This window comes from Paenibacillus sp. FSL R5-0636, assembly GCF_037974255.1.
Lineage (GTDB): Bacteria > Bacillota > Bacilli > Paenibacillales > Paenibacillaceae > Paenibacillus_AQ > Paenibacillus_AQ odorifer.
The window spans coordinates 790,251-814,462 of sequence record NZ_CP150232.1 but is presented as its reverse complement, the minus strand read 5'-3'; the positions used below and the strand labels follow the sequence as shown (position 1 = coordinate 814,462).

Here is a 24,212-nt window from a genome sequence, read left to right as displayed (position 1 = left end):
AAAGAATAATTATCCATTTCCAACAACAAAAAAGTCTCCAACTCAAAATGAGCAGAGACTAATAACTTAAATTATTGTAACTGATTCATGTGACATTATTACATCTTCCAATTTTTCTCTCACAGGTTTCCCTAGATAATTCACTACTTGCTCAGCCACTGCCCTACCTAAAATTGGAGGTACAGCATTACCAATCTGCTGATACTGTGAATCTTTAGTACCTTCAAATACAAAGTCATCAGGGAATGTTTGAAGCCGCGCAGCCTCTCTAATACTTATTGCTCTATTTTTAAGGGGATGAATCCACATAGACTTTCTAACATTTAATACAGTTCCTGATGGAGTATCATAATTAAGCCTTAAATAAACAGTATTTTGAGTTCTCCTGGGATCTGAATAAGTTTGTTTATATGACTCATCAAGATGATGAAAGTTTTGACCTGGCTCTAAAACTTTAAATCTCTCTAATGCAGTTGATCTTGTTTCTGTCATAACATGATTCTCAATTTCTTCAATATTTCCACAAAGATATTGAGCTAGTAAATTTTTATATTTAGATGATGACTTTACAATAGGCCGATCATCAATCATTGTTTTAAAGGGGGCAATGTTTTCAAGATCCTCAATAGCATGTTTTACAGTATAAAACTGACCAGGGTCATTAAAAATAGGTTTTGGTAATTCTACAGGTTTGTCCTCCATAAATTCTTTCTTTACCCCAATAATAATGAGACGTTCTCGAAGCTGAGGGGCCCCAAAATGTGCAGCGTTTAATATATGCTCCTCATTAATGGCATATCCTAGGCTATTAAATTTTGAAGTTAGGTAATCTAAAACTCCGTAAGTCTTCACTTGTATATATACATTCTTTTGATCATGTACAATGTCACTTATTTCAATATTATTTGCTGTGATTTCATTCATTCTCATTAAAATTTTTTGAACCTCTATAACTTCATTCAAGTTTTTAAAAAGAAAATCTTTTGATGTATCACTATGATCTTTTATTTGTAAAAGGTCTCCAAGTATCATCCACTGTTTTTGATAACTCTCACTCCAATAGACCTCATGTTGTTCCATCCAAGTAGGATAGTAATTCTTTAATTTCCCCTCAGCTTTTGCAAGGTATAAATGAGCCTCTTTCTCTTTTCTACCAATATGACTTATTTTGGAAAATAAGTTTTTATCATTTATTGTATATGAGGAAAGTCTTTCATAATGGAATGAATTCTTAAGAAAACGAATCAAGTCCTCCGTTAGTTTAGTTGTTTTTCCCAACAATATTTTTTCTGGCAAAAGTTTTATCTCTAGCTCTTCTACAACTTCTTGGTGATCTTTAGACGAATAAAAGAATTTATGTTTGGAAGATTTCATCGCTTTGACATTTTCCATTACAAAAGCACTTGGTTCTAATTCTTGAATTGCTCTTACATATTCTTTGACCAGCTGATTATTCGTGGAGATAAGCTCAGTCTTTTGCCTGTTAGCATTAGAAAACCCCTGACACGGTGGTCCCCCAAAGACAAGATCTATTTTCTGATACTCATTTATAATCTGTTCCTTAAAGTCCAATCTTCTAATATCATCATAATATTTAATATTATGACAAGAATTTTTTTTCTCATGGTTCCTTTTATAAGTTTTTTGAGCAAATTTATTATTTTCTACAGCAGCTGCAATTTCTACCTGACCAGTTTGCAGAAATCCTAAACTTAATCCCCCAGCACCGGAAAATAAATCGACCGCTAAAAGCTTTTTATTACACATTATTTAATCGCCCCTTGCTCACGAACATTCGTTCCTTATATTAGCAGCTTAACACCTCTTGATAATATTTACAAGTACTAAGACACAAATTATTAGATTACAACATCTCAATAGAACATGCTATAGAAAAATAATTACCAGAACTTTTTTTGGTATAAATTTAATTATTATCAGAATCGTTTTTTTATATAATCATTGGTTGCATTACTTAATTTCAGTAGTACGTTCTAATATTATTAACCAATATATTAATTTACACTTGGATCAATTATATTAATATATCATTATTTATCACAAGAATACATTCATATATTTTAGATTGCCCGCTACCTTACAGGTCTACTACGTTACTTCTTTACTCTTTCAGATTTGCTCTGATATAGAGGTATTTTATGATAATGGCTCAGTAGCATACAAAAAGAAAGGCACCTATATTAAGTCTCAAGTATTCTTATACAGACCTATTAATCTTATCCAAAATAGTTAGCTCTCTTGAATGTCACTATTTGTTTCTATCTTCAACATATCCACCGACTCCACATGTGTCGGAATACTCAGTGTGAACAAATCTTATAAGATGTCCCCTTCTAATGTAAAGAAGGGCTTAGAATAATTGCAGTCTAGCTTTTTTCCCCTCCTTAATTACAGAGTTTTATGTATTCTCTATCTGATAATCTTCTCCTACCTAAATCCCCTATAATCTCGCTACTCTCAGTCAGATCAATAAAATTATCTTTACTTTTCCAAGATCCGGTCCCAAACCGCATACGATAATTGCCGCGAACTCTTTTAGAGTAATATCTGCTTTCAGTTAATAAAAAAACCGAGAAAAAGCACTTCTTTTATAAGTGTCTATCTCTCGGTTACCGTTTATCAATTCGTTATATTAATTAGCTAGATTGCTCTTCCATCGCTCTAATGGATTCATCCACCTTCACCATCATGGAACATTCGACTCTTTTGCGGAAGACGTCACAGCTGAAGTCATAGGTTCCGACCAGGGAACCTGTCGCGTGCAGCGCATTGGCAGGACAACCGCCGCTGCAGTAGAGTTTAGCCCAGCAGTCCTTGCATTCCGGCTTCGAGTAGCAGTTGCTCTCTTGGAATTGACATTGCAGCTCTGGCTTTGTGATGCCATCCCAGAGGTTTCCCATGCTGTACTCTTCATCCCCTACGAACTGGTGGCAAGGAAAAAGCTCTCCCCAAGGGGTGACAGCAAGATATTCGGTTCCTGAACCACAGCCCGTGATTCTTTTCTGGATGCAAGGTCCTTCCGAGAGGTCAAGCATGTAATGATAAAAGGTAAATCCCTTGCCTTGCTCACCACGCCCGATCATTTCCTTCGCGAGAATTTCGTACTGGTTATATATCTCCGGGAGGTCCTCCTCGGTAAGTGCATAGGGTTCCCTTGGATCACAGATGACCGGTTCCATCGAGATTTTGTCAAAACCAAGGTCTGCGATATGAAATATATCATTGGTGAAATCAACATTGTTACGGGTATAGGTTCCTCGTACATAGTACTCTTGGTCCCCGCGCTTACGAACGAATTCCTTGAACTTCGGAAGAATATGATCGTAGCTGCCTTTTCCGTTAACCGTTTGGCGAAGCCGGTCATGAACCTCTTTTCTTCCATCCAAGCTTAATACGACATTGTACATTTCCTGATTTAAAAACTCAGTGACCTCATCGTTCAGCAGCATCCCGTTCGTCGTGAAGGTGAAGCGGAACTTCTTTTTGTATTCTTGTTCTTTGCTTCTTGCATAAGCTACGATCTGTTTAACTACTTTCCAGGCCAAAAGCGGCTCCCCGCCGAAAAAGTCGATGTCCAGGTTACGATGATGACCCGAATTTTCAAGCAGGTAATCGATAGCTTTTTGTCCAACCTCATAGCTCATGATCGCTCGATCTCCGTTGTATTTCCCTTGGCTGGCGAAGCAATAGTCGCATGACAAATTACAGGTATGCGCAACATTGAGGCAGAGTGCCTTAACATAAGTTTTCCGTTTTTTTAAATCAAGCGAGAGGTTCTCATACTCATCTTTTGTAAAGAGCTGGCCATCATTTTTAAGCTCCTCGATATCCACGATGGTTTCTCGAATGTCACTCTCAGAAATGCTGGAATCATGCTTATATTTTTCTAACATCATTGTCACGATTTGGTCGACAGAAGTTTTCTCATAATCCGCTATAATTTCATATGCTAGGTCATCAACAACATGTACCGAGCCACTGTAGGTGTCGAGCACGATATTGTATCCGTTTAGTTTATATTGATGAATCATACTTGCTAATCAAGCTCCTTTTGCACACAAGTAGAAACGGCTTTGCCATCCTTTAGAGGAAGCGTCCATTTCTTAAAAATAGCCGCCCATCATCAGAGCAATGGGCGGTAAAATTCCGAATCCTATCTGTTCATTGCATTTTCACACTTCTGGTTTGCAACGCCGCAGGAAGTTTTACAAGCGGACTGGCAAGATGTCTGGCATGCGCCGCATCCGCCGTGTTTTGCGGTATCCATCAGTTTGCGGGTGCTTAGGGTTACGATTCTTTTCACGATAAATGACTCCTTCTGTAATTTCTTGTGATCACTTTCACTTAATTTCCATGGAACATCGTAGCAACATCACGCAAGTACGTCTATGATGCCTGTCACCTAGCAGAGTAGAGAGGCATTAAACATATAAACAAAGTAGCATCAATGCTAATTCCCGTTCAGTCTTTCATGCTTGTGATCGTAGGATGCCGTAGCGGGAACCAGAGTCAGAGCAATACTAAAAAAGTGAAACAAAAAAGAGACGGCAATGATGCCATCTCCTTTAACAACATTTTTTCTCATACTTGTCCTTAAAGTCCAATAAATATAAGGATCTCATTGCACTGTATCCCTCCTTACCGGTAGAGCGACACTCTCCACATGCGTGGGTGGACAGTGTGAACAAACTTATATTAGGAGCCCTAAGACACTTCCGGACATTTTATCTGCTCTTGAATATTCAATGAATTTATTTATTTTTATAATGTACTACGCCTTAGTTCATAAAAATATTGCACAATCGGATGCTTTAACTTCATCTTCTCGCTCATGTTTAAAATCCAACCGTTTTGATAGAAGGCGGCTCTGAGCATAGCATCTATGGCGTGCTGCAGAGGGACGAGAATGGCCCTCCTATCCATAACCGAACGGATGCTTTTTGTACTCTATCGGGCTTGAGCCGACTCTATTTTTAAACACACGACTAAAATAGTACTGGCTCTTATACCCTACCTTCACGGCCAGATCCCCGATTTTGATATTCGGCATTACGTCATCCAGAATCTCCTTCGCCTTCGATATCCGAAGCTCGGTGACATAGTCAAGGAAAGAAGCACCGATTTCTTGCTTCATCCGCTTGCTAAGATAGGTTTGGTTGATATGAAATAGCGCTGCTACTCGAGTAATAGACAGCTCCGGATCCTGATAATGACTGTCAATATACTCGGTCACTTTTTGGATAAGCACTGTTCCATCCCCTGTATACCCGGGAAGCTCCCGCTCCTTATCCACCCTGCTTTCATGTGAATGCAAAGGATATTTTGCCTGAAGATGCTCATCGATCCGATGAAGCAGCTTGTTCAGATCACTCTTCGGCACAGGTTTCAATACATAATCGAATGCTTGCAGTTGCACGGCTTGACGCGCATATTCAAAGTTATCGTAGCCGCTGATGATGACAACCAGAACCGACGGGCAGCGTTCGCGCAATATATTTATCAGATCGAGCCCATTCATATTCGGCATGTTGATGTCCACAAGACATACATGTGGTGGGGCTTCCTCCACCATATTCAATGCTTCGTTTGCACTTTTCGCTTCTCCTGCAACTTCAAAAAGATACGGACTCTCCTCAATGTATTGTCGCAAGCCTTTGCGAATGATCGTTTCATCATCGACGATGATAATCTTCCACATCTTCATTCCACTCCCCGTCCAAAGGTATTCGAATGACCATAACGGTAATGCCATCTTCGCTCTTCACTGCAAGGCCATATGGCACCCCGTAAGCTAGTCGAATGCGATGGTTTACACTGTATAGCCCAAAGCCTGTGGCAGAACGATCATATGTATCATCAAGAAGGGCTTGATTCATCTGTTCAAGCTTCTCTTCCGGAATCATAACCCCATTATTCTCAACCTTAATGACCAAATAATCGGCCTGTTTATATGCTGTAATCGAAATTTTACACTTTTGATCCCCAAGTGGCTTAATCCCGTGATAAATCGCATTTTCCACCAAAGGCTGCAGCATGAAGCGAACGACTTGGCACTGAGCAAGCTTTTCATCATATCGAAGCTCGTAGTCCAGAATCTCCTCATATCGCACACCTTGAATATGAAGATAACTCTCGACATGGTACAACTCCTGATCAAGCAGAATGTAGGGACTGCCTGTGCCAAGCCCTAATCGGAAATACGCGCTAAGCGCTTCCACCATCTCCACCACATTGTCTGCTCCATGTTCCGTTGCCATCCACTGGATCGTATCCAATGTGTTGTATAAAAAGTGCGGCTTGATCTGCTCATGAATCAGTCTGAGTTCCATCTCCTTTCGGTCCTGCTCCACAGCGTATAATTGAACAAGCATGTCATTGAAGCTTCGTCCAAGATCGCCGATCTCATCCGAGCGCGTAACATCTGCACGTATGGTTTGGTTACCGTTCTGCACATTTTCCATTACCTGACGAAGCGACTGAATTGGACGAATAATGGAAGAAGCAAGCAGCAGCAGAAAGACGATAAACGCACTACCGATAAGAACACCTACCAGCAATGCAGTCCGCTGGGTTTTGATCACCGCTAATGATAGACTTGAATTCGGTACTTTGAGTACTAACTTCCAGCCTTCTACATTTTGAATTGGAGCCTCAAATACACTCATGTTCTTCTTATCTGCTGCATCCTCCGCTCCTTCTCCTTCACCCAGCTCTCTGCAATCGACGATAAGCTGGCCTGACTGGTCATATAGCATTACATCTTGAGCAATCTCCTTCATCTTCTTGACGGAGACGGCTGCGGCAATATAAGCTACCTCATCATTCACCGATGGATTCACGCGATAAAGAATGACGACGATTTCGGCTGCATTCGCTTTGGATACGATCGGATTGCTCACCACATAATTGGTATCTGAATTCAGCAGTTTTAGATAGTAGGGTCGGTTTAGTATCGAAAAAGGCTTGTCCTTTGCTGACCAGGAATTTCCGTGAATATCCACCACGCGTATGGATTCGTACTCTACTTGCTTCTTCGCCTCGAACTTATCGATCTCTTGCAGCAATTCATCTCGTGTCCAATGATGGTCCGAAGCTAGAGAAGCAAACATGTCTATCTCACCGATGCGCTGATTAAACCAATAATCGATCTGGTCGCTGCGTGCATTAACCACTTGCTGCGTTAAGTTCTTATTCAAAGGGACAACCGTATGGTTCATCTCCAAATATATTGTTACAAGCAATGCAATAAACAGCAGCAAGAAGCAGCTTCCTGCGATTAATGTGATTTTTAAGTGAATTGATTTCATTGTAATCATAGCCCTTCATAATATCCGTTTCTTACATGCCCGAAAAAGACAAAAAAACGCTAATCTGTGCAAATACATAATGCTGTACTAAATCTATAATAGGTCTTGTGCATATTTTCACATGAAATAACATTCATGTCTAGGCTAGAGATAAAGGATTTGCCTAGCAAATCTTCCTCTCCCTAGTGTATGTAACCAATTCACAACAGAATGAAGGAGATATTATGCGAACTCACACGAAAAAGCTGTTATCTATTCTACTAGTCCTCAGTCTTATGTTCACGCTTGCTGCCTGCGGCGGTAAAGATGCAGAACCCGCTGCAGATGCAAACGGAGTTCAAGTCTTTGAAGGAGTTGGGCAAGGTAAACATGGCGATATTAAAGTACAAGTCTCCTTATTAGATAACAAGATCACTGACATTAAAGTGACAGAGCATAAGGAAAATGAAGTACTTGCAGAACCTGTTTATACGCAGCTCAAGCAAGATGTCATGGCAACTAACAGCGCAAAAGTTGATGCCATTAGCGGATCTACAGTTACAAGCAAAGGATATCTCGAAGCCATTCAAGATGCAATTACGAAGTCTGGACTTACCCTTGTCGCTGGCGCTGCAGTCAGTGGAAGCAAAGACAAAGAAGAAGTCGAGCAAACCTATGATGTTGTCGTCATCGGTGCCGGGGGTGCTGGCTTTAGTGCGGCTATCGAAGCGAAGAGCGCTGGAGCTAATGTAGTTCTGCTCGAGAAAATGCCAGCTGTTGGCGGCAACACATTGATCTCCGGTGGTGAGATGAATGCGCCGGACAACTGGGTTGAACGTGCTCTTGGCATCACTGATGACACGGCTGACTTGTTCTATGATGATACGATGAAAGGCGGAGACAACCTCGGGGATCCAAAGATGGTTCGTATTCTTGCCGACAATGCTCTAGCATCTGCCGAATGGCTGCGCGATGATATCAAGGTAGAGTTCTTACCTGATCATCTGTTCCAATTTGGAGGCCATTCCAGAAAACGTGCGTTGATTCCTGTAGGTCATACAGGTGTTGAATTGATTACTAAGTTAAAAGCCAAAACAGACGCTGATCAAATCACTATCAAAACGAATATGAAAGCCGAAACCTTGCTGAAGGACGAAAGCGGCAAAGTAACAGGTGTAACTGCGACTTCGGGTACTGGCGACAAGATCACATTCCATGCGAACAAAGGCGTCATCATCGCTACCGGTGGTTTTGGATCCAATGTAGAGATGCGTAAGAAGTATAACCCTACAATGGATGAAAAATATATGACTACCGATACACCAGGATCTACAGGTGACGGTATCGTTATGGCAGAAACGATTGGCGCCAAACTGACAAACATGGAGAGTATTCAAACATATCCAATCTGTAATCCTGAGACAGGTGTTATTTCCCTGGTTGCAGACTCCCGCTTCGATGGTGCGATCCTGATTAACCAAGAAGGCAAGCGCTTCGTTGAGGAATTAGAACGTCGTGACGTTATTTCTAAAGCAATTCTTGCCCAAACGGGCGGATATACGTATCAATTATGGAATCAAGGCATTGAGGATATCGGTAAAACGATAGAAGTTCATCAAGACGAATACGATCAACTCGTTAAACAAGGCTTGCTCTTTAAAGCCGATACGATTGAAGAGGCAGCTGATTTCTTCAAAATCGACGTGAACACTTTGAAAGAAACGATTAATAAAGTAAATGATTATGCGAAAACAGGTAAAGACCTTGATTTCAAACATCGCGGTGGATTGAAATCTCTTGAAAAAGGCCCTTACTACATCGAAAAAGCTGTACCCTCCGTTCACCATACAATGGGCGGCTTGGTGATCGACGAGAAGACTCGCGTATTGAATGAAAAAGGCGAAGTCATCCCTGGGTTGTTCGCTGCAGGTGAAGTAACAGGGGTTATTCATGGTGCAAACCGTCTTGGCGGTAATGCCATCGCTGATATCTTCACATTCGGCCGGATTGCAGGCAAACAAGTTGTAGCAGAGTAATCTTATTTTTTGTGTAACTGCTCTACTAATAAGTTATCCTTAAAAATGTACAAGATAGTTTGTAAAGTGCAGGTTGACTGCTAACTTTCAAGCTGCCCTCTATGACTTAGCAAACCGCCCTGTCAGCAACATTGCGAACAGGGCGGTTTATTTATGGTGGAGCCTAGGGGCTACGCTCGTCTAACTCGCGGCTCTTTTATAGTTCTCTGTTAGTGGAATTAAAATTGCCCATTTCTTTTCTGGTACTATCACTAAAACTATAGCAATTATTTAGTGTCTACTTGACAAGGGTTCCTCACCAACAAAGCCACCGACTCCACATGCACCGTATGCGGGAACATGTAACACTAGGATGTGGGCTGTTGCAATCCGCAGAAACCTTGATTTGACAGGCTTTTCAACAATGCTCATCCGTTCCGCGATGCTGATTTAGGTGCATTTCTGTTGATGTTTTACATCAATTTCACATCAATTTGTCCCTTACTGATGACCTCATCGCTGCCAGGATTCTTATTACTGCGAAAGTTAGTCTAAATAACTGTTTCTTTAATCTTACCATTTATTGTATCTAGATATGTATTCTCCACTAATTGCTCTTTTTGAGATAAATTCGAGAAGGCTTCACTTTAAAGAATTTTCCTTAACAGCTTTGTTGCTCTATCGATCTCGGTGTGTATACTAATACTTCCCGTTGCCCCTTAATGTGGGGAGAAGGGACGTTACGCTTATCTAACCCCAACTGGCGCCAAGTACCAATCCAGACTCCATAACTGGATGCTATCTCCAAGTCTGCTGTTCTTAAATGCCTGGTTTTATGGGCTTTCGTAATTTAGGTTTAAAGTTAAATTAATGGGGTATTGAGAATAATATAAATCAATGAATTCTGACACAAATATGATACAAGCTAACCGCTCTACCCGATCGACTGTGATTGGTTTTCATTATTCTTAATTCAGAATACCCATATTCATCATCAATACTTGTATCTGATGAGAGCAAAGGTGCAGTATAGCTGTGATTCCTCACATGCGCAGAATATCTTTCCCAGAACGAATTGAAGTCCGCAATTTTGACGTAAGATAGGCATACATTGAATTTATTTCCTGAAGTATCATATGAAAAAATCTTATCCAAATGTTTGTTAATATTGCTTGTGTTTAAAGAATCAAGGTTCATTGCTTCAATAACAGTAAACGGTAGTCCGTCTTTTGACACGAATATATCTAGTTCACCAGAATCTTTGCCCGACGAAGAACTTCCACGCCTAGTTTGGTCTTTTATGGTATAACCGATAGCTCCAAGTATGTCACCGATATAGTCGTTACGCTCATCTTCATTTGCATCAGAATAATGCTTTCTTGCTTGTAAATTGGAACAAGCCAAAACTAGATTTTTGACAAAAGATTCTTGCGAGCCGAGATCTTTTGTAAAATTCATGGAAAGAGCCTTGTGGCTATTTCTTAACTTTATTACAAATACATTTTTTCCACTAATATCTACGTTTTCGTATTCTGCTTCGATTGCAAAGGATATAAGGTTCAGTGCAGTCGCAATGGGTTCTTTAGCTCTGTCTTTCGTCGTGGGACTTAATCCATCAACCGCGTAGTTGTTGATGAGCTTGGATACACCCATCACAATATACCCGTATTCTTCTGAGTTATCCAAGCAACGCAACATAAGCAATGCCAATTCATAAGGCTTCAACTCCATGCCTACACCGACTAAATTTTTTGATGATGTTGTACTTAACAACGTACTGATTGTGTCTCTATCAATCATTGTCCTTTAAACTCCTTAACGGAATTTTGTTTACCCCTGTCAACTTCAGTATTCTGCCAAGAGTAATTTTTTTTGGGATTGGATCAACTCCATTCTCCACCCACAGCTCACAGTCTTTATCGAAATCCAGTAGATCAATTTCGGTATCGTAGTACAAGATTATTTGTTGAAAATCTGAAGGCCTGGCAATAACGTAAATTTCTTGCCCTAATTTACGAACTCTAAAGATCGTATTTGCTATAAACTGAAGATTGTCTTTGTCAAACTCGTAATCATCATGTGCATACAAAAAGTTGACAATATTGATTCTTGAGCGATTAAGAATGTTCTTAACATAACTAAAGAGCTCAGCACTATTTGTAGATTGATGAATTTGGGCAGAGCCAAAAACGTTATTTGACAGCGCCCTGAGAAGTTCTTCTTCTGAGGCTATGCCCCACTGAGCAAGCAGTTCTTTTGAAATGCTGATTGTTTCGCTCTGGGCTGTATTTACAGCTGGATGAGATGCAAGGATATTCGCCAATTCATCTATATCAGCTACATTATATTTTTTTAAAACTTCATCATACTGTTCTGACTTTGCCATGCTTTCAGCAATTTCTTCATCGTCATAGAACCAATGAAGATTTTCTATAAGCTCTTTGAAACACTTACTCACTTTACTATCCTTGCGGTTATTCCTAATCCATGCGCATGTGTTTCTAAATGTTTCACGCAACTCGAAATTCTGCTTACTTATGGATTTATTATTGTTGCGAACATAAGCAGTGATTGCAGGGGCTACAGATTCAAGCGAAATTATTCGGTTTGGAGGCAATTCAAGCGCAATACCTCTAAACAACATTTTTTTTCTTATATCATTGTCTGAATACATAGCTGCGTCTTTAAGAATTTCATTTACACTGCCGTCGTCAGAAAAAATTTCGCTCACTCGCATAAATTCTCCATTTTGATTAGGCAATACAGCGTATTTGTCAAGTAAGTTTTCGTCCTCGCATATTCTGAAATGGTTTGCCAATTTTGAAACCCATTGAGCTACTTCTCTGTCATTTTGAAAGTCATATTTCTCTAGTACACTGCTAATAGAAGTACAGGAACTTAGATCTATACAAATCTTCTCTCTCCAAAACTTCAATGCGTCAGATAGCAGTTTTTCATTAACATGATGGACTCTGATGTATTGATTAAAGCAATCTTGATAAAGGTGTTCAGCGACTTCAACAAACTCATTTTGCTTTTCATTTTTGCCTGCACGAAGATTTATGATCGATTTGTAAAATTCAAGTTTTGCTTCTTGGTTAATTTCGGCATGAATAAGCTCAGAAAAAACATTCTTCAAGTTAAGTTCTTGCAACCCTTGCAGACTTTCAATTGAAATACTACTATCAAGTAATCTAGTTCTGAAATCAATACCTGCTATTAAAGCTATATCTTTGTATGTGTCGCCGATATTGTTTTCGGCAAATATTTTGTCCAATGGTAAGAAATCCCCATATTGGTTAGGAAAAATGGATGGACTGTATCCTAATTCAGAAATGAAATTTCTAGAATTAAGATACAAAAGAATAATTAAATCGTTAAGCCATTTTATAGAGTTACAATCTAATCGATTACTCAGAGTTACTAAATTACCGCATCCTTCAACCTCTTTTATTAAGTCAATAATGCCAAAGTTGCGACACTCCACCCACAGCGAGTTGTACCAATGTTCGATTTCATCCTGTCGAGTCAACTTCGTGGGCATCAATCTATTTGACAACTCCCAGACTTTTCTTCTAAGTTCAGGAGTTTCATCACTCATAATGAAAATGCATGAGGTTCCCCAATCATCATAAAGAGAACAGGCATCACCCAAACTATTTCGAATGAAAGTAGTTGTTTTTACATGCTCTTTAATTGGCTGAACCAATACTCGCTCAACCCAATTTGAATCGAGCCAGTATTTTTCGGATTGTTCAGAAATCTTAACAATATTGTATAGGTCTTTGTAACTTTTTGTTGCAAAATAGTCGAGCATAGCGTTATATAGTTCTATTGCTTCTGTAATTCTGTTTCTGTTCTCATCTGAATCACCACCCGAACGCTCGGACTGAATCAAGGGAATGCCGTCACGAGGCTCTGTAGGATTAAATAATGGACTATTGACTACTACGGGAAATGAAAAATCATTCGTTCCCAACAAGGGGAAATCGCAAAATATTCGTGGCAACTCCTCATGCAGCCTAATCAAATGTTTTTCATTGTCGCTGTTTTTTTTGATTTCTACAGCGACTGACACTTTATCATTCGACTGCACAAAGACATACCTATTTTCACAGGTCTTTTTTCCTCCTTTGGAAGTTGAGATTTGCACCTCGGTAACATTAGCAGACACAAGTTCTACAGATACTTTTTCCCCTCTCCGGATTACTCTTTGATAATTATCCACACTAACGGTTATTGAACTTAACTCCGGCACAAATGCAAATACGTATGGAATAGAAATCAGAAGATTTTTTAGGCCTAATTTTGCCGTTTCTATACCTACTCTATCCAATTCGTAAACAAACCTTGTATTCATTTGACTCTCATTCACAGTACACTCTGTTCCGTTGTCCAGCATATCACAACTATCACTTATGGCATTCATTATTGCAGCTTTGTCTTGTCCAGTCCTGTCTAATACCGTCTCGAAGGAACGAGGGCTTTCATTCTCATCTTGTAAATATCCATGCACCTGCACTTTTTCAGAAAGCAAATGAGTCGTCAAGAAACCCGTTCCAAATTTACCAGTAGATTTTTTCTTATTCTCAGCGGTCAATGAGCGTTCTTTTGTTGACACCTGTTCAATCAAAAAAACAATATTTTCAGTCGTAAATAATCGACCATTATGGTTAAATTCAATAGTTTTATTAGCTTCACTAAATTTAATCTCAATATCAACGAATCCACTTGTATTCACGACATCCTTAGCGTTTTGAATCAACTCCCAAATCCATCTATATGATGTATCTGGGCCATTGCTATCTTTAAGCGCCTTGAGCTTATCGATAATTTTTGTTGCAGATTGAGCCTCGCTTGCGCCTTTGCGCAATTGTTGAATTTTCTCCCGAAACGTCATAAACTATCTCCTCTCTTATAGTAGAATAGCCTCTCGGCATTCGCCGAGACAGATGAGGCAAGGCTTCAATTGCTCCATCCAAACTCGCATCCGCCATGATGTACATACTATTATATTATCCCGCGCTTCATACCACGCTTGAAATGATGAAAAAACCTCAGAAGGATAAATGTTTAATACACGCGTGAGCACGGTGCAAAAGCCTACAAGAATAGCAGGGCCTTCACTGTTAATCTCAAACTCAATGTCCCTTTCTTGTAAATAAGCTGTCAGCCTATCGAAATCGTCCTGATATTCCGGATAAAGCGGATAAGCTCATCCGTGGATATGTTGTATAAGATCCCATGCTCCTAGCTTGACAAACTTCGGCTGCCGTTCTTCAAAATCAGACAGGTTGCCATATGCAGTTTCAAAAGCCAGATCAATAAACTTCTGGCTCCTTCGAAATTCACTCCACTCCGGTTGCGTCAACTTGGCTCCTAGAACTTGCTCTATCTCATCTTGCAATTCATCTAAGAGCAGAGATTGCCATTATTCGATTGGAGCTACTAACGAGAATTCTGGGTATTTTTTCCTACTTGTTCATTATACAAACTTTTGCAATATGAGGATAGGGTGTTAATAATGACCACCAGGTAATAGGAGTATAACGCACTGAACTACAGGCAGGCTGTCAGTGAAAATACGTTCGATTACGCAAGCAAACTCGTTTCTTGCTGTAAATCGATTCAGTTGAAACCCCCTTCAATCCATCACCCCAATAAATACATAAGTAAATCCACCTCAACTGCATCTACATCCTCCCCGGGTACAACTGCAGGAACGACCCGAAACCAGACTCTATCACAGTTGGATAGATTCATGACCGGGATACACAAACAACGTTATGAACCGGCGTGCGGGCATAGTTATGGACTCCACGAATGTTTGTGACTACTGAACCCAGAGTTTCAATTCATCAAAATAACGAATACAAGAGCCAATATAAATAAAAGCACCTCAAACAATTAGAGGTGCCTAACAGTTGTATGCTATTGGTTTAGTTGCGCCATCCACGTCACGACTCAATATATTTCATCGATTGAACAAGTCGATGAGCACGCAAATATAGTGCCATTTGTTCTGAACCTTTGCGTAGGTCAGATCACTTACAACAAAGCGCTTAGCCTCCGTTTGCTCGAATTCACGGTTCAGCACATTCGCTGTAGCCGCGTTGTTACAACCGTCTTATCGGGCTTAAACTGTGCGACAGTGTAGGTCGAAACTAGCCCCTGCTCTTTCATGATTCGTCCAATACGGCGCCCGGATGTACCCAACCCTTGTCCCTTCAGCTTTATTTTAATTTTGCGTTGCCGTAGGCTTTATCAGCATTGGACGGCCAAATATGGCGAGACGCAGCTTCATTTTCGCGCAGTTCTGGATGTCCTTTTTCCGGGTTATGATAAAGCTTTTCAAAAGGTCTGTAACCGTACTTCCTTAGAATTATTATCTCGTTTCCCTACTCCTGCCGAGCTCTTAGCCGCAGATCGTGAAAAGGTTTTAAACTGCTCCTTGGCAACCGTCAAGGCCAAGTTTGGAACGAAGCAAAGCTACTGCAGTTGCTCGAGATCGCTAGACACAGCCTACCCGATCTTCATGGAATTGAAGCTCAAAAGGTAGTTCTTAGACAGTATATTCACCTTCTTAAAACGTACCAGCATTGCATGGATGACCTTTTACAGTCTATGCAAACCCTCGTCGAATCGATGGAAACCTACCATCTTCTTCGTACGATTCCGGGCGTAGGGCCCTTAACTGCCGCCATGCTCATTGCTGAAAATGGAGATATACAAAGGTTCCCTTCCGTGAAGCAGCTAACAGCTTTTGCAGGGCTAGACTCAGCTGTTCACGAATCGGGAACCTTCAAATCCAAGAAGAATCGTATATCGAAACGAGGCTCTTCGTACATTCGAACAGCTCTTTATCAGGCTACCGTAGCAGCCATTTCCAAGCAGGTTCATGGCCCGAGAAATTCGACTCTCTTTCAATTCAATCAGCAAAAACGAGACGAAGGCAAACCGGCAAAAGTCGCAATTATGGCTGCTTTCATAAGCTTTTACGCATTATTTTTGGCATGTGGAACTCGGGAACGGCAATTCAGGCTCATTAGACTCTAAAAATGGATTATAATTTCAGCTTTATCTATTCTCCAGGGTAGGTTTATTTAAGTATGTTCAATTTTAAAATGACAAAATTATATTATCGAAGGCTTGACTTTGATTAGCTGGTTTATACGAAGATCAACTTCTCTGGTTTTATATATTATACAAAATGTATTAAATTATTTCATCCATAGTAATCTTTTAATGTATAGTTATCTTTTTCTTTGAGTAACTCCGTTTTATGAATTTCAATTAACTTTTGGATTCCTGCCTTTTCTTCAATAGATATTACTTGCTGAATAGTTTTTAATTCATCCATCATATTTGCTGAATTATTATGGCGGATATTTATCATCAACTCTATCAACTTTAATATATTTAATGTTCTAACCAACACAGATTCAGCAAACTTACTTTGTTGACTTTTTTCCAAAAGGTAGCTCTCAGTATTGAATAAATACATTAATTCTGAATTAATTTCATTAATTGAATCAATATCCTTTCTATATAGATCATCGGGTTTTTTATTATGATCTACATACTCGATTACACTCATTATCTTCTGTAATAATATTGAACTTATAATGTAATATTTTTTATTAAGATTGTTTTCTTCTCTGAAATAGGAAGATATTGATAAAAACGATGTAACTATGCTACTTGTAAACAATCCAATTGTTACATTGATTAGAAAACTAATCCATTTAGAGTCGATTGACTCAACAAAATAATTCAACAAAATAGATAATAAAATAGATATGCCTGCAATCGTCAATGAAACATAAAATATATTCCTATTCAAATTCATTATAAGCCTTCTTTCTAAAAGATAATTAAAAAAAGGGGTCATTTGATCTTCGTATAACGTTTGGTATTTCTGACGTTCAAGTGGCTTAAGTGACCAAAGGGAACGGGTCGTGAGACTGGCCAGCTGAATGTGTCGCTTGAATTACTTCCCTGATACTCCTCTTCGCGGCCAAGGAGCAAACGCGACGTTGCAGAAATGTTATGTTAGATGATGTCGGCTCTTCTTCGATAAACTATTTACTCAAGTACCTTTCAATTCCTGTGTTTCTATTAATGTTAGGTATTTTAACCTGTAATCCCACACTTTCCAGTAGTGTATTAAGGAAATTTATAGAAGTTACTGTGTCATTCATTTTTAATTCAACTTCATTGTCACTTGCTAGCATTCCACCAATTATTAGTTTTCCAAACTCTATTGTCTCATGAGATATTCTTTTATTTAAATAAATCCTAGTTGCAAAAAGATTAGTAAAACTTGCAAATAGGTCCGCCAATTGAATCATTGGAGTGTCAGTTGACTTAACCATCTTAAATACTTGCAAACTGTCAAAACCGGAAATGATCTCAGCCCCATTCTCTAACCTAAAAGTTGCTTTACCCCCTTTTCTATACCAGTTAAAAGCTTCTGGATATGCTTCCTCGAATTGTTTTGTTTCATCATGAAAAAATCTAACCTTTCTCATTCCAACTTTGCGAGCAAAACTCTCTGATAATTGAATAAACGAGGCAAATGTAGGTAGGTTTAGACTATGTAATGCTTTGTTTTTCATTGCTGTTAATGAATGAGTCTCTTCCCAAAGAATATCCTCCATGTAGCCAGATGATCCACTTATAGCTTGAGCTATTTTGTAATGACCAGAATTATTTAATTCTGAAATAATAGTCTGTTGAACATCAATAATCCCTTCAATAGAAAGATTATTATGAACATTTGCAAACTTAGCTATTGATTGAGGACAATCGTTATAGATTATCTCTGCAATTGATTTTTTCACTCCATTCATCCAAGAAAAAACAGGAAGGACAATGTCATTATGTTCTGAATCTAAAAATGCTTCAACAATTTTTCCAGAGATACAGTATTTTTTTTCAGCAATAATATACAACGGTACACAGCCTAATTTCCCTACTTCATGAAATAGTTGATTTGCAATTTTTTGACCTTGATTACTTTTAAGAATTTCTGCTCCCTTTAATTCAGTCTTCTCGGGATAGTATTCTTTCAAATATCTTCGAACTATCCCATCTACTTTAAATCTTTGATCTTTCTGAATAAGCCATCCTGCTAGTACATAAAATGGCTGTTGAGGATCCAAGTAGTTTCCGCCACTATTACCGGATTCATCACAATATAGATCATGAATAGTCATCGTTTTTTCCTTTCCTTTGCCGATTTCATCTAACGTTCTTGTTTCCACGAACCCGAGAGGCTTAAAGGAGTGCAAGCGACTGGGTCCGCCAGGACTTAGCCTCGAAGTGGTTATCGCCTGAGTCTGCTTCCTTGCTACAGAATTCGCTCCGTTGTGAATCTGCCACTACTACTTCCAGTGCGACCTAGGAACCTTCAAGTTCCGCAGCGTGGATACTGTGTTATCGGATGCTCCGCTGTTTACGCCCAAGCAAGATCGGTTTTGGGTTTCTCACCCTTGATCTTCTCTTTATAATGTGTTTTATTCAGATTTTATACGGGCTTTATATAGGTTTATACAGGTTATAGTGTCTTTTAGATAAGGTCTATAAATCCGGCGACCACGTGCTTTCTCCTTCGTCTACCGTTTCTCGTTACGTCCTTCTACCGTTGAAGGTTAACAAGTAGCTATCAAGCTTTTTTCGTCTTTATTGTGTTTCAAAAGGGGGAGAAACCTGGGCCTAGCTTGCTTTCAGGCCCCACGATCTTGCGTTCCTCCGCTCCTGTGATTTCTCTTCCTACAGAGAATGGGTTATTCTTCTTGTTTTCGCTTCAGGAGTTTCCGATAACGTTCTACTGCCGTCGATCCAATATGATCAATTCTATGTACATCAAAGCCAATTTCCGTTACGATCTGGGCTCTTAAGTCTTTAAAGAGACTTGACCAATTATCGCTGTACGGCTCGATAATTACTGGATCCTTTACTGAGATCACCAATCCTAAAGATTTTTTAAGCTCTTTGCTGATTTCTCATAACGTTCTTATATTCACGACGTCCATTACCCTTAGATAGCTCTTATCTTAGGGTAATGGATGTGTCCAGCTGCCTATGCTTCTCGAAGAATATCTGCCGGACCAAGGGCTATTGGCCCGAAGCGCGAATATTATGTTAGGTGAAGTTGCTGGCATCATTGAATATACTTATATACCTCTTATATTCTTGTTTGGGTAAGTTCTTCCACATGAAATCTTGTGAAATTATTATTGTCGTCACAAGTTAGATGAACCAAACTATATTGTGTTTTTAGTTCAATATCGGTATAACCAGTTTCGGAATTATTTCTGATATCAGTTATTCTAATATTCATAGCATTTTCATTAATTTTCTCTGAAACAGCAGATATTATCTGATCGCTATCAAATGACTTACTCATAACAAGTTGGTTCTGGTTCATTCCCGTCTTTACAAGAATAAGAGTAAATATTCCTTTTATTACATCCCAGGCAACTCCCGATTCGATCGATGATTTTATGAATAGAATTAACTCTTCACGATAGTCTCCTGCGCCCCTCTCATAAGAGTGTTTCTTGTGTCCTATAATTTGAACCTCTAAGCTATTTTCGGCAAACACTTCTGATAAATCTGCTAGAAACTCAGTATCATAGATATCATCAAAATTGAGCAACACCCCATCACTTGTGGTTCTAAAGTTATCGAACGCTAGCTTATCATCTACTCTGTCTAATACTTCGAACATCTTCTCACACCAATTGCGAATCACCTCGACTAACTTTAGATCTGCTTCTAATCCCATGGAATAAAATAAATTAACAACAATAGTGTGATAACTTCCAATAGAATGCACATCGAAAGTCATTCCATCGTTCTTTGCTGTCATTATCTCTACAAACAAATCCCTTTCAGCCTCTTTTTCGAAAGTAGATGATTTGTATATTGCTTCATATTTCAATTCTTTATAGCTCTCTGTTAACTCGTCATTAAAAAATTCATAATAAATTTTAAGATCAATGTAATTCATATGCTTAACTCCTCTTAAAAGATTTCACAGCAATTTCACCTAACGTCTTATTCACGAACTTTGTAAATAACTCCATATGTAGGGTATTCGCGAAATCATTAGGCTATCCTGCCCGTTGGCTTAATCACTTCATCATCCATTCTGAACTTATGGCAATATTAAAAAGTAAGGTTTGAGGAAGAAGTTAAATTATTCTCACTCCCATCATGAGTCAGTAATCGTTTTGAAAAACAAAAGCACCTAGCCGCTCAACGGCTAGTGCTCTATTTGAATTATTATAGGATATATGACCTTGAAATTATCGTTCGACGGCGAAGTTCTAACATACTAGACAACCGTAGAAGACGCGGAGACACACAGCAGATTCGATGATTCTAATGCGTATTAATTTTTTCAACATATTCATTGATCAGTAACAACTTCTCTTCCGGTAAGCTCATTATTAGTTTAATCAACTTTTCTCTGTCGATGGAGCTCTCTTTCTTTTCAATGGTCTCTGAGTTTACTCCTTTACCTATCCAATTTGCAATCTCATCAATGTTCTGAATCATTTCGGCGAAATCTTCGGCATTTGGTCTCATTACCCAATTTTTAATAGTACAATAGTATTTTTCAAGGAGCTGTTTGGCCATAGATTCATCCGAACCTTTTTTCTCTGCAACTGTTTTATTAACACAAGGAATTATTTACCACTTGTTTTGAATGGTTATCCTGCGGTACTGTTAAAACAATCAACCACCACAGTATATTTCATCCGTTACGGATGAGATATTTTGTGGTGGTTTTTTTTGATTAATAGTATTCATGAATCAATAAAACTAGCTAAAGCAGCACCGTTATTCAAGGATACGGGAGGTAGTGTTAATCCATGAATTGATTGAATCTCTGTAGAATAGGATTCTTCTTCGTATTCTTACAAAGGGAATTTGATTTTCTCGCACCATTGCATAAATACAGTCCGTCGAGACGCCGAGATACTCAGATAACTCCGTTACAGAAAATACAACTTTCATCTGATGATTATCTTGTTGAAAGATTGAAATCTCTTCTCTGTTTTCTGCAAGTGTGTCTGATTGAAACTTTTCTTTCTCGATACTGATAAGTAGCTGTTCTTCCATTTGTACTAACGTTTTTAATAATTGAATTCGTAACAAGTCATATTCTCTCATAACAATCACCCTTGATATTAATCAATTTAAATACTTAAACTTGAATCTGTTTGGAGGCGATCTTACACTATTACGCTAATTGATCTGTTGATTTCCAACTACTCTTTAATGAGGTTATGTCCACATTGCAAATTACACAAACATGGAGAAGCGTGATACTATTTGACTTTGCTAATGACCACCATACATGCATTAATCTCCTACTCTCGTTTGTTCAATCAATCACTCACTTATGTGAGTGATCCAGAATTCAATCCACACCATGGTTATGATATATATGGTGAATGCAAATGAATGAACATGATAAATATTGGGTTGAGCCTATACTAATGGCAAAGAAATTTTTGAGTACGACGGATAAAATAGAAAAAGCGAAGTGTCGTAACTATGTACTTAATGCAAACTATCGTGATCTATTCCGTATTCAAATCTATAAATCTCTTTGGGAGCAGCTAGTTCTGTATCCTGATGTCTTCTTTCGAAGACAGCTATTTGCAAATTCGTTAGGCTTAAGCCAACAAATGATACGGGAAGTAACAGGGGTTGCATCTGGAACCGTTCATAATCTGTTAAACACGAGCCAGCAGCCCCCTCTCAGTGTCGTCCATATATATGCAGTCATGTGTAACGTTCCTTGGCAAACGATTGTAGAGCAAAATCCTAATAAGAAGTATTTTTCAATTCCAACAGAATATTGGTTTAACGGCGCTTCAGTTGAAAAACGAATCGATGAACTTAATGAAGAGCGAAATCAGGTTCAGAGCATACGAGGTTACTGGATCAGTGATCCCCTTTCACTTTTTGAAGGGGAGAATAGTCCCATTACAGCAAGATGGGTGAGAAGCTATCCAGAAATAGAGTATCTCGAATTCCATCTAAATCACGAACCCTCACTCTATCCTCAAAAAAGAACCAACATTAAGAAAATGTTTCCGTTTGCAACACATCTTGTGACAACCTATACGCCTTTGCAACCACTTCATAAACGGTCCTTCTGGATAATAGGACCAAAACCAAAAAAACAGACTGCATTTGAAGAATTGTTAAAAGTCATCGAAAAGCGACAGTACACCGACGTTACCTCTCTTTAGAAACTGCTTGCATTCCCCTCCATTATGTTGGCTTTCTCATGTTGATGAGTGATTAACTACAAATCATCAACATGGTTAGGCTAGTGCTAACAAACCTAATGGAGGCTACGCTTATGAAGAAACAATCTTCTGATACATCCCCTCATTTAGAAAATCAAAACAACCTCGAAACCCAAGAATCTTTTCGGCAGAATTTTTCTTTTGCCGAAAAGATTCTTGACGTTCAGGGTATTTTTTCCACCCTCAGTGACGATTATGATATTAGAAAAGTCACGCGTGAGAAGGTGGAAAGTATGTTGTATGCAAACCAACGGATACCCGAAACTGAAATTCAACATATCGAGGGCAACACGTATCTAGGTGCAAAAGGTATTAATCAGTGGATATGGGAAAACAAAGTGCAGCCGGAAATCCCTCAAAGCTTATTACGAGAATATTTAAGTCGTGGTATGCACAATACACCTCATAACTTTTTTAGGAAATTCAACCTCACTCGCAATCTGTTGCTTCATATTTCGAAGCTTCATGGGATCGAAACTTCCCAGATTCAAGATAGGCACTTACTTGATCCGAATTCTCTTCATCAGGGTTTCGAACATTTAGCTAAGGATGGGTTCACCTCAACTCTATTCCACTATTTAATGAAAAAATCAATTCAAAATGGAATGCTAGATAAAGGCTTCCCATTCTTTAACGCATCAGACAAGCAGCCACGCATGCATCCGAGAATCCTCAGTTTCCAAATGCATATGGAGGAAAAAGGTTTCTCCCGTAAACATGTTCGGGACACATCTACCCACGTTTATCAATTCTTTGTTTGGCTCTGTGCAAATGTTCGGATGTTTAAGAGTACTACCCCTGATACGATTTCAGTCTTTCAAATTCAAAATGAACATTTGCTGATGTATCGTACCTACAAATTAAGGCTAGTGAGGGACGGGTATTACAGCCGAATCTCATTTACCCACAGTATATATGCCATTCGTTCGTTCTATCGTTTTTTGCATGAAAGATTTGGATATCAGCCCCCCTACAGCGCTTCCGTTCCGTTAAGGCACCCCGATATAGCCCTCGTGAACTTCCAACGGATCAGCAAATCGAAGCATTCTTTCATGTGGTGGAGCAATACGCAAGAAATCCCGTCCGTGAACAGATCGGGTACCGGTTGATGTTCCATCTGGGGCTAAGATTATCGGAGGTAGCGCAAATTAAATGGAGTGATATTAATTTAGGAACACGAACGATTGTCATCCACAGTAAAGGCAAGAAGAGTCACGTTTTACCTCTCGTTGGAAGTCTATATTCCCTTTTACAAGAGCTTAAAAAACAGCCGAGAACAACATACCTCATGGGGCAAAAGATCTCTACGATTAAACACGAATTATATGAATACTTCATTCTCTATGCGATGATCACGGGTTGGCCGTTTCCTGGTGGCGTTCATATCTTCCGTCATATTTTTATAACACGTCTTGCATACAAAGGTGTCCTACCGCAAGCGATAAAAGAATTAGCCCGTGTAAGCATGCTCGATACCGTTGGCTTGTATATGCATATGGCACACCGAGACCAACACATGATTAGTCAAATTGATCTACTCAAATACGAGTAAT

General features: G+C 39.1%; 19 protein-coding genes and 1 pseudogene. 5 read left to right on the top strand and 15 right to left on the bottom strand.

What is annotated here, in order from left to right:
- Nucleotides 1–66: 66 nt before the first annotated feature.
- From MKX34_RS03580 to MKX34_RS03560, 5 genes are all read right to left on the bottom strand, one after another.
- The gene (locus tag MKX34_RS03580) at nucleotides 67–1,767 is read right to left on the bottom strand and encodes a DNA cytosine methyltransferase (RefSeq protein ID WP_076296180.1); all 1,701 of its coding nucleotides are present in this window, start codon (nucleotides 1,765–1,767) and stop codon (nucleotides 67–69) included.
- Between the two features lie 890 nt (nucleotides 1,768–2,657).
- A complete protein-coding gene (gene scfB, locus MKX34_RS03575) occupies nucleotides 2,658–4,052 on the bottom strand; it encodes a thioether cross-link-forming SCIFF peptide maturase (RefSeq protein ID WP_076296179.1) in 1,395 nt (464 codons plus the stop codon).
- A gap of 122 nt (nucleotides 4,053–4,174) precedes the next feature.
- A complete protein-coding gene (scfA, locus tag MKX34_RS03570; protein WP_076098734.1) occupies nucleotides 4,175–4,324 on the bottom strand; it encodes a six-cysteine ranthipeptide SCIFF in 150 nt (49 codons plus the stop codon).
- A 612-nt stretch (nucleotides 4,325–4,936) separates the two neighbouring features.
- Entirely contained in the window at nucleotides 4,937–5,719 is a 783-nt protein-coding gene (locus MKX34_RS03565) for a response regulator (protein WP_076104133.1), read from the bottom strand.
- Nucleotides 5,694–7,328, bottom strand: a complete 1,635-nt coding sequence (locus MKX34_RS03560) for a histidine kinase (protein WP_179089276.1) — start codon at nucleotides 7,326–7,328, stop codon at nucleotides 5,694–5,696. Before MKX34_RS03560 ends, MKX34_RS03565 begins: the two co-directional genes overlap by 26 nt.
- Before the next feature lie 224 nt (nucleotides 7,329–7,552).
- Here MKX34_RS03560 and MKX34_RS03555 point away from each other — a divergent pair, with 224 nt between their 5' ends.
- Entirely contained in the window at nucleotides 7,553–9,343 is a 1,791-nt protein-coding gene (locus MKX34_RS03555; protein ID WP_076104135.1) for a flavocytochrome c, read from the top strand.
- 873 nt (nucleotides 9,344–10,216) lie between these two features.
- Here the strand turns inward: MKX34_RS03555 and MKX34_RS03550 are convergent.
- The 4 genes and pseudogenes from MKX34_RS03550 to MKX34_RS03535 form a co-directional block, all read right to left on the bottom strand.
- Nucleotides 10,217–11,122 carry an RNA-binding domain-containing protein gene (locus tag MKX34_RS03550; protein ID WP_076104136.1) on the bottom strand — a complete coding sequence of 302 codons (906 nt, stop codon included), beginning with the start codon at nucleotides 11,120–11,122 and terminating at the stop codon, nucleotides 10,217–10,219.
- Nucleotides 11,115–14,222 carry an ATP-binding protein gene (locus MKX34_RS03545; RefSeq protein WP_076104137.1) on the bottom strand — a complete coding sequence of 1,036 codons (3,108 nt, stop codon included), beginning with the start codon at nucleotides 14,220–14,222 and terminating at the stop codon, nucleotides 11,115–11,117. Before MKX34_RS03545 ends, MKX34_RS03550 begins: the two co-directional genes overlap by 8 nt.
- A 315-nt stretch (nucleotides 14,223–14,537) precedes the next feature.
- Nucleotides 14,538–14,729: a hypothetical protein gene (locus tag MKX34_RS03540; RefSeq protein ID WP_143759001.1), complete on the bottom strand. Its 192-nt coding sequence runs from the start codon at nucleotides 14,727–14,729 to the stop codon at nucleotides 14,538–14,540.
- 570 nt (nucleotides 14,730–15,299) lie between these two features.
- A pseudogene (locus MKX34_RS03535) lies at nucleotides 15,300–15,574 on the bottom strand (IS3 family transposase); the annotation flags it as partial.
- A gap of 351 nt (nucleotides 15,575–15,925) precedes the next feature.
- Here MKX34_RS03535 and MKX34_RS03530 point away from each other — a divergent pair.
- Nucleotides 15,926–16,378, top strand: coding sequence for a transposase (locus MKX34_RS03530; RefSeq protein ID WP_143759002.1), 453 nt, complete (start codon nucleotides 15,926–15,928; stop codon nucleotides 16,376–16,378).
- A gap of 169 nt (nucleotides 16,379–16,547) precedes the next feature.
- On the opposite strand, the gene MKX34_RS03525 is transcribed toward MKX34_RS03530, so the two are convergent.
- The 6 genes from MKX34_RS03525 to MKX34_RS03500 form a co-directional block, all read right to left on the bottom strand.
- Nucleotides 16,548–17,171 (bottom strand): hypothetical protein, encoded by a 624-nt coding sequence (locus tag MKX34_RS03525; RefSeq protein ID WP_076104139.1) that lies wholly within the window; start codon nucleotides 17,169–17,171, stop codon nucleotides 16,548–16,550.
- A 232-nt stretch (nucleotides 17,172–17,403) separates the two neighbouring features.
- On the bottom strand, nucleotides 17,404–18,588 hold the full coding sequence (locus MKX34_RS03520; protein ID WP_143759004.1) for a DUF3800 domain-containing protein: 1,185 nt from the start codon (nucleotides 18,586–18,588) through the stop codon (nucleotides 17,404–17,406).
- 522 nt (nucleotides 18,589–19,110) lie between these two features.
- On the bottom strand, nucleotides 19,111–19,293 hold the full coding sequence (locus MKX34_RS03515; RefSeq protein WP_179089273.1) for a GrpB family protein: 183 nt from the start codon (nucleotides 19,291–19,293) through the stop codon (nucleotides 19,111–19,113).
- 218 nt (nucleotides 19,294–19,511) lie between these two features.
- The gene (locus MKX34_RS03510; RefSeq protein WP_076104142.1) at nucleotides 19,512–20,339 is read right to left on the bottom strand and encodes a hypothetical protein; all 828 of its coding nucleotides are present in this window, start codon (nucleotides 20,337–20,339) and stop codon (nucleotides 19,512–19,514) included.
- Nucleotides 20,340–20,713: 374 nt separating this feature from the next.
- On the bottom strand, nucleotides 20,714–20,971 hold the full coding sequence (locus MKX34_RS03505) for a hypothetical protein (protein ID WP_076104143.1): 258 nt from the start codon (nucleotides 20,969–20,971) through the stop codon (nucleotides 20,714–20,716).
- Between the two features lie 204 nt (nucleotides 20,972–21,175).
- Nucleotides 21,176–21,508: a helix-turn-helix domain-containing protein gene (locus MKX34_RS03500; RefSeq protein WP_305953649.1), complete on the bottom strand. Its 333-nt coding sequence runs from the start codon at nucleotides 21,506–21,508 to the stop codon at nucleotides 21,176–21,178.
- 290 nt (nucleotides 21,509–21,798) lie between these two features.
- Here MKX34_RS03500 and MKX34_RS03495 point away from each other — a divergent pair, with 290 nt between their 5' ends.
- From MKX34_RS03495 to MKX34_RS03485, 3 genes are all read left to right on the top strand, one after another.
- Complete coding sequence (locus MKX34_RS03495; protein WP_076104144.1) at nucleotides 21,799–22,599, top strand: hypothetical protein; 801 nt, start codon at nucleotides 21,799–21,801, stop codon at nucleotides 22,597–22,599.
- Between the two features lie 113 nt (nucleotides 22,600–22,712).
- Nucleotides 22,713–23,768: a hypothetical protein gene (locus MKX34_RS03490; protein ID WP_076104145.1), complete on the top strand. Its 1,056-nt coding sequence runs from the start codon at nucleotides 22,713–22,715 to the stop codon at nucleotides 23,766–23,768.
- Nucleotides 23,714–24,211: a tyrosine-type recombinase/integrase gene (locus tag MKX34_RS03485; protein WP_076104146.1), complete on the top strand. Its 498-nt coding sequence runs from the start codon at nucleotides 23,714–23,716 to the stop codon at nucleotides 24,209–24,211. Before MKX34_RS03490 ends, MKX34_RS03485 begins: the two co-directional genes overlap by 55 nt.
- Nucleotide 24,212: the final 1 nt, after the last annotated feature.

Bases quoted from the DNA above. Each gene is read 5' to 3' on its own strand.
- MKX34_RS03580 (WP_076296180.1), bottom strand. From the start codon at position 1,767: ATGTGTAATAAAAAGCTTTTAGCGGTCGATTTATTTTCCGGTGCTGGG.
- scfB (WP_076296179.1), bottom strand. From the start codon at position 4,052: ATGATTCATCAATATAAACTAAACGGATACAATATCGTGCTCGACACC.
- MKX34_RS03565 (WP_076104133.1), bottom strand. From the start codon at position 5,719: ATGTGGAAGATTATCATCGTCGATGATGAAACGATCATTCGCAAAGGC.
- MKX34_RS03560 (WP_179089276.1), bottom strand. From the start codon at position 7,328: ATGAAATCAATTCACTTAAAAATCACATTAATCGCAGGAAGCTGCTTC.
- MKX34_RS03555 (WP_076104135.1), top strand. From the start codon at position 7,553: ATGCGAACTCACACGAAAAAGCTGTTATCTATTCTACTAGTCCTCAGT.
- MKX34_RS03550 (WP_076104136.1), bottom strand. From the start codon at position 11,122: ATGATTGATAGAGACACAATCAGTACGTTGTTAAGTACAACATCATCA.
- MKX34_RS03545 (WP_076104137.1), bottom strand. From the start codon at position 14,222: ATGACGTTTCGGGAGAAAATTCAACAATTGCGCAAAGGCGCAAGCGAG.
- MKX34_RS03530 (WP_143759002.1), top strand. From the start codon at position 15,926: ATGGATGACCTTTTACAGTCTATGCAAACCCTCGTCGAATCGATGGAA.
- MKX34_RS03525 (WP_076104139.1), bottom strand. From the start codon at position 17,171: ATGAATTTGAATAGGAATATATTTTATGTTTCATTGACGATTGCAGGC.
- MKX34_RS03510 (WP_076104142.1), bottom strand. From the start codon at position 20,339: ATGAATTACATTGATCTTAAAATTTATTATGAATTTTTTAATGACGAG.
- MKX34_RS03505 (WP_076104143.1), bottom strand. From the start codon at position 20,971: ATGGCCAAACAGCTCCTTGAAAAATACTATTGTACTATTAAAAATTGG.
- MKX34_RS03500 (WP_305953649.1), bottom strand. From the start codon at position 21,508: ATGAGAGAATATGACTTGTTACGAATTCAATTATTAAAAACGTTAGTA.
- MKX34_RS03495 (WP_076104144.1), top strand. From the start codon at position 21,799: ATGAATGAACATGATAAATATTGGGTTGAGCCTATACTAATGGCAAAG.
- MKX34_RS03490 (WP_076104145.1), top strand. From the start codon at position 22,713: ATGAAGAAACAATCTTCTGATACATCCCCTCATTTAGAAAATCAAAAC.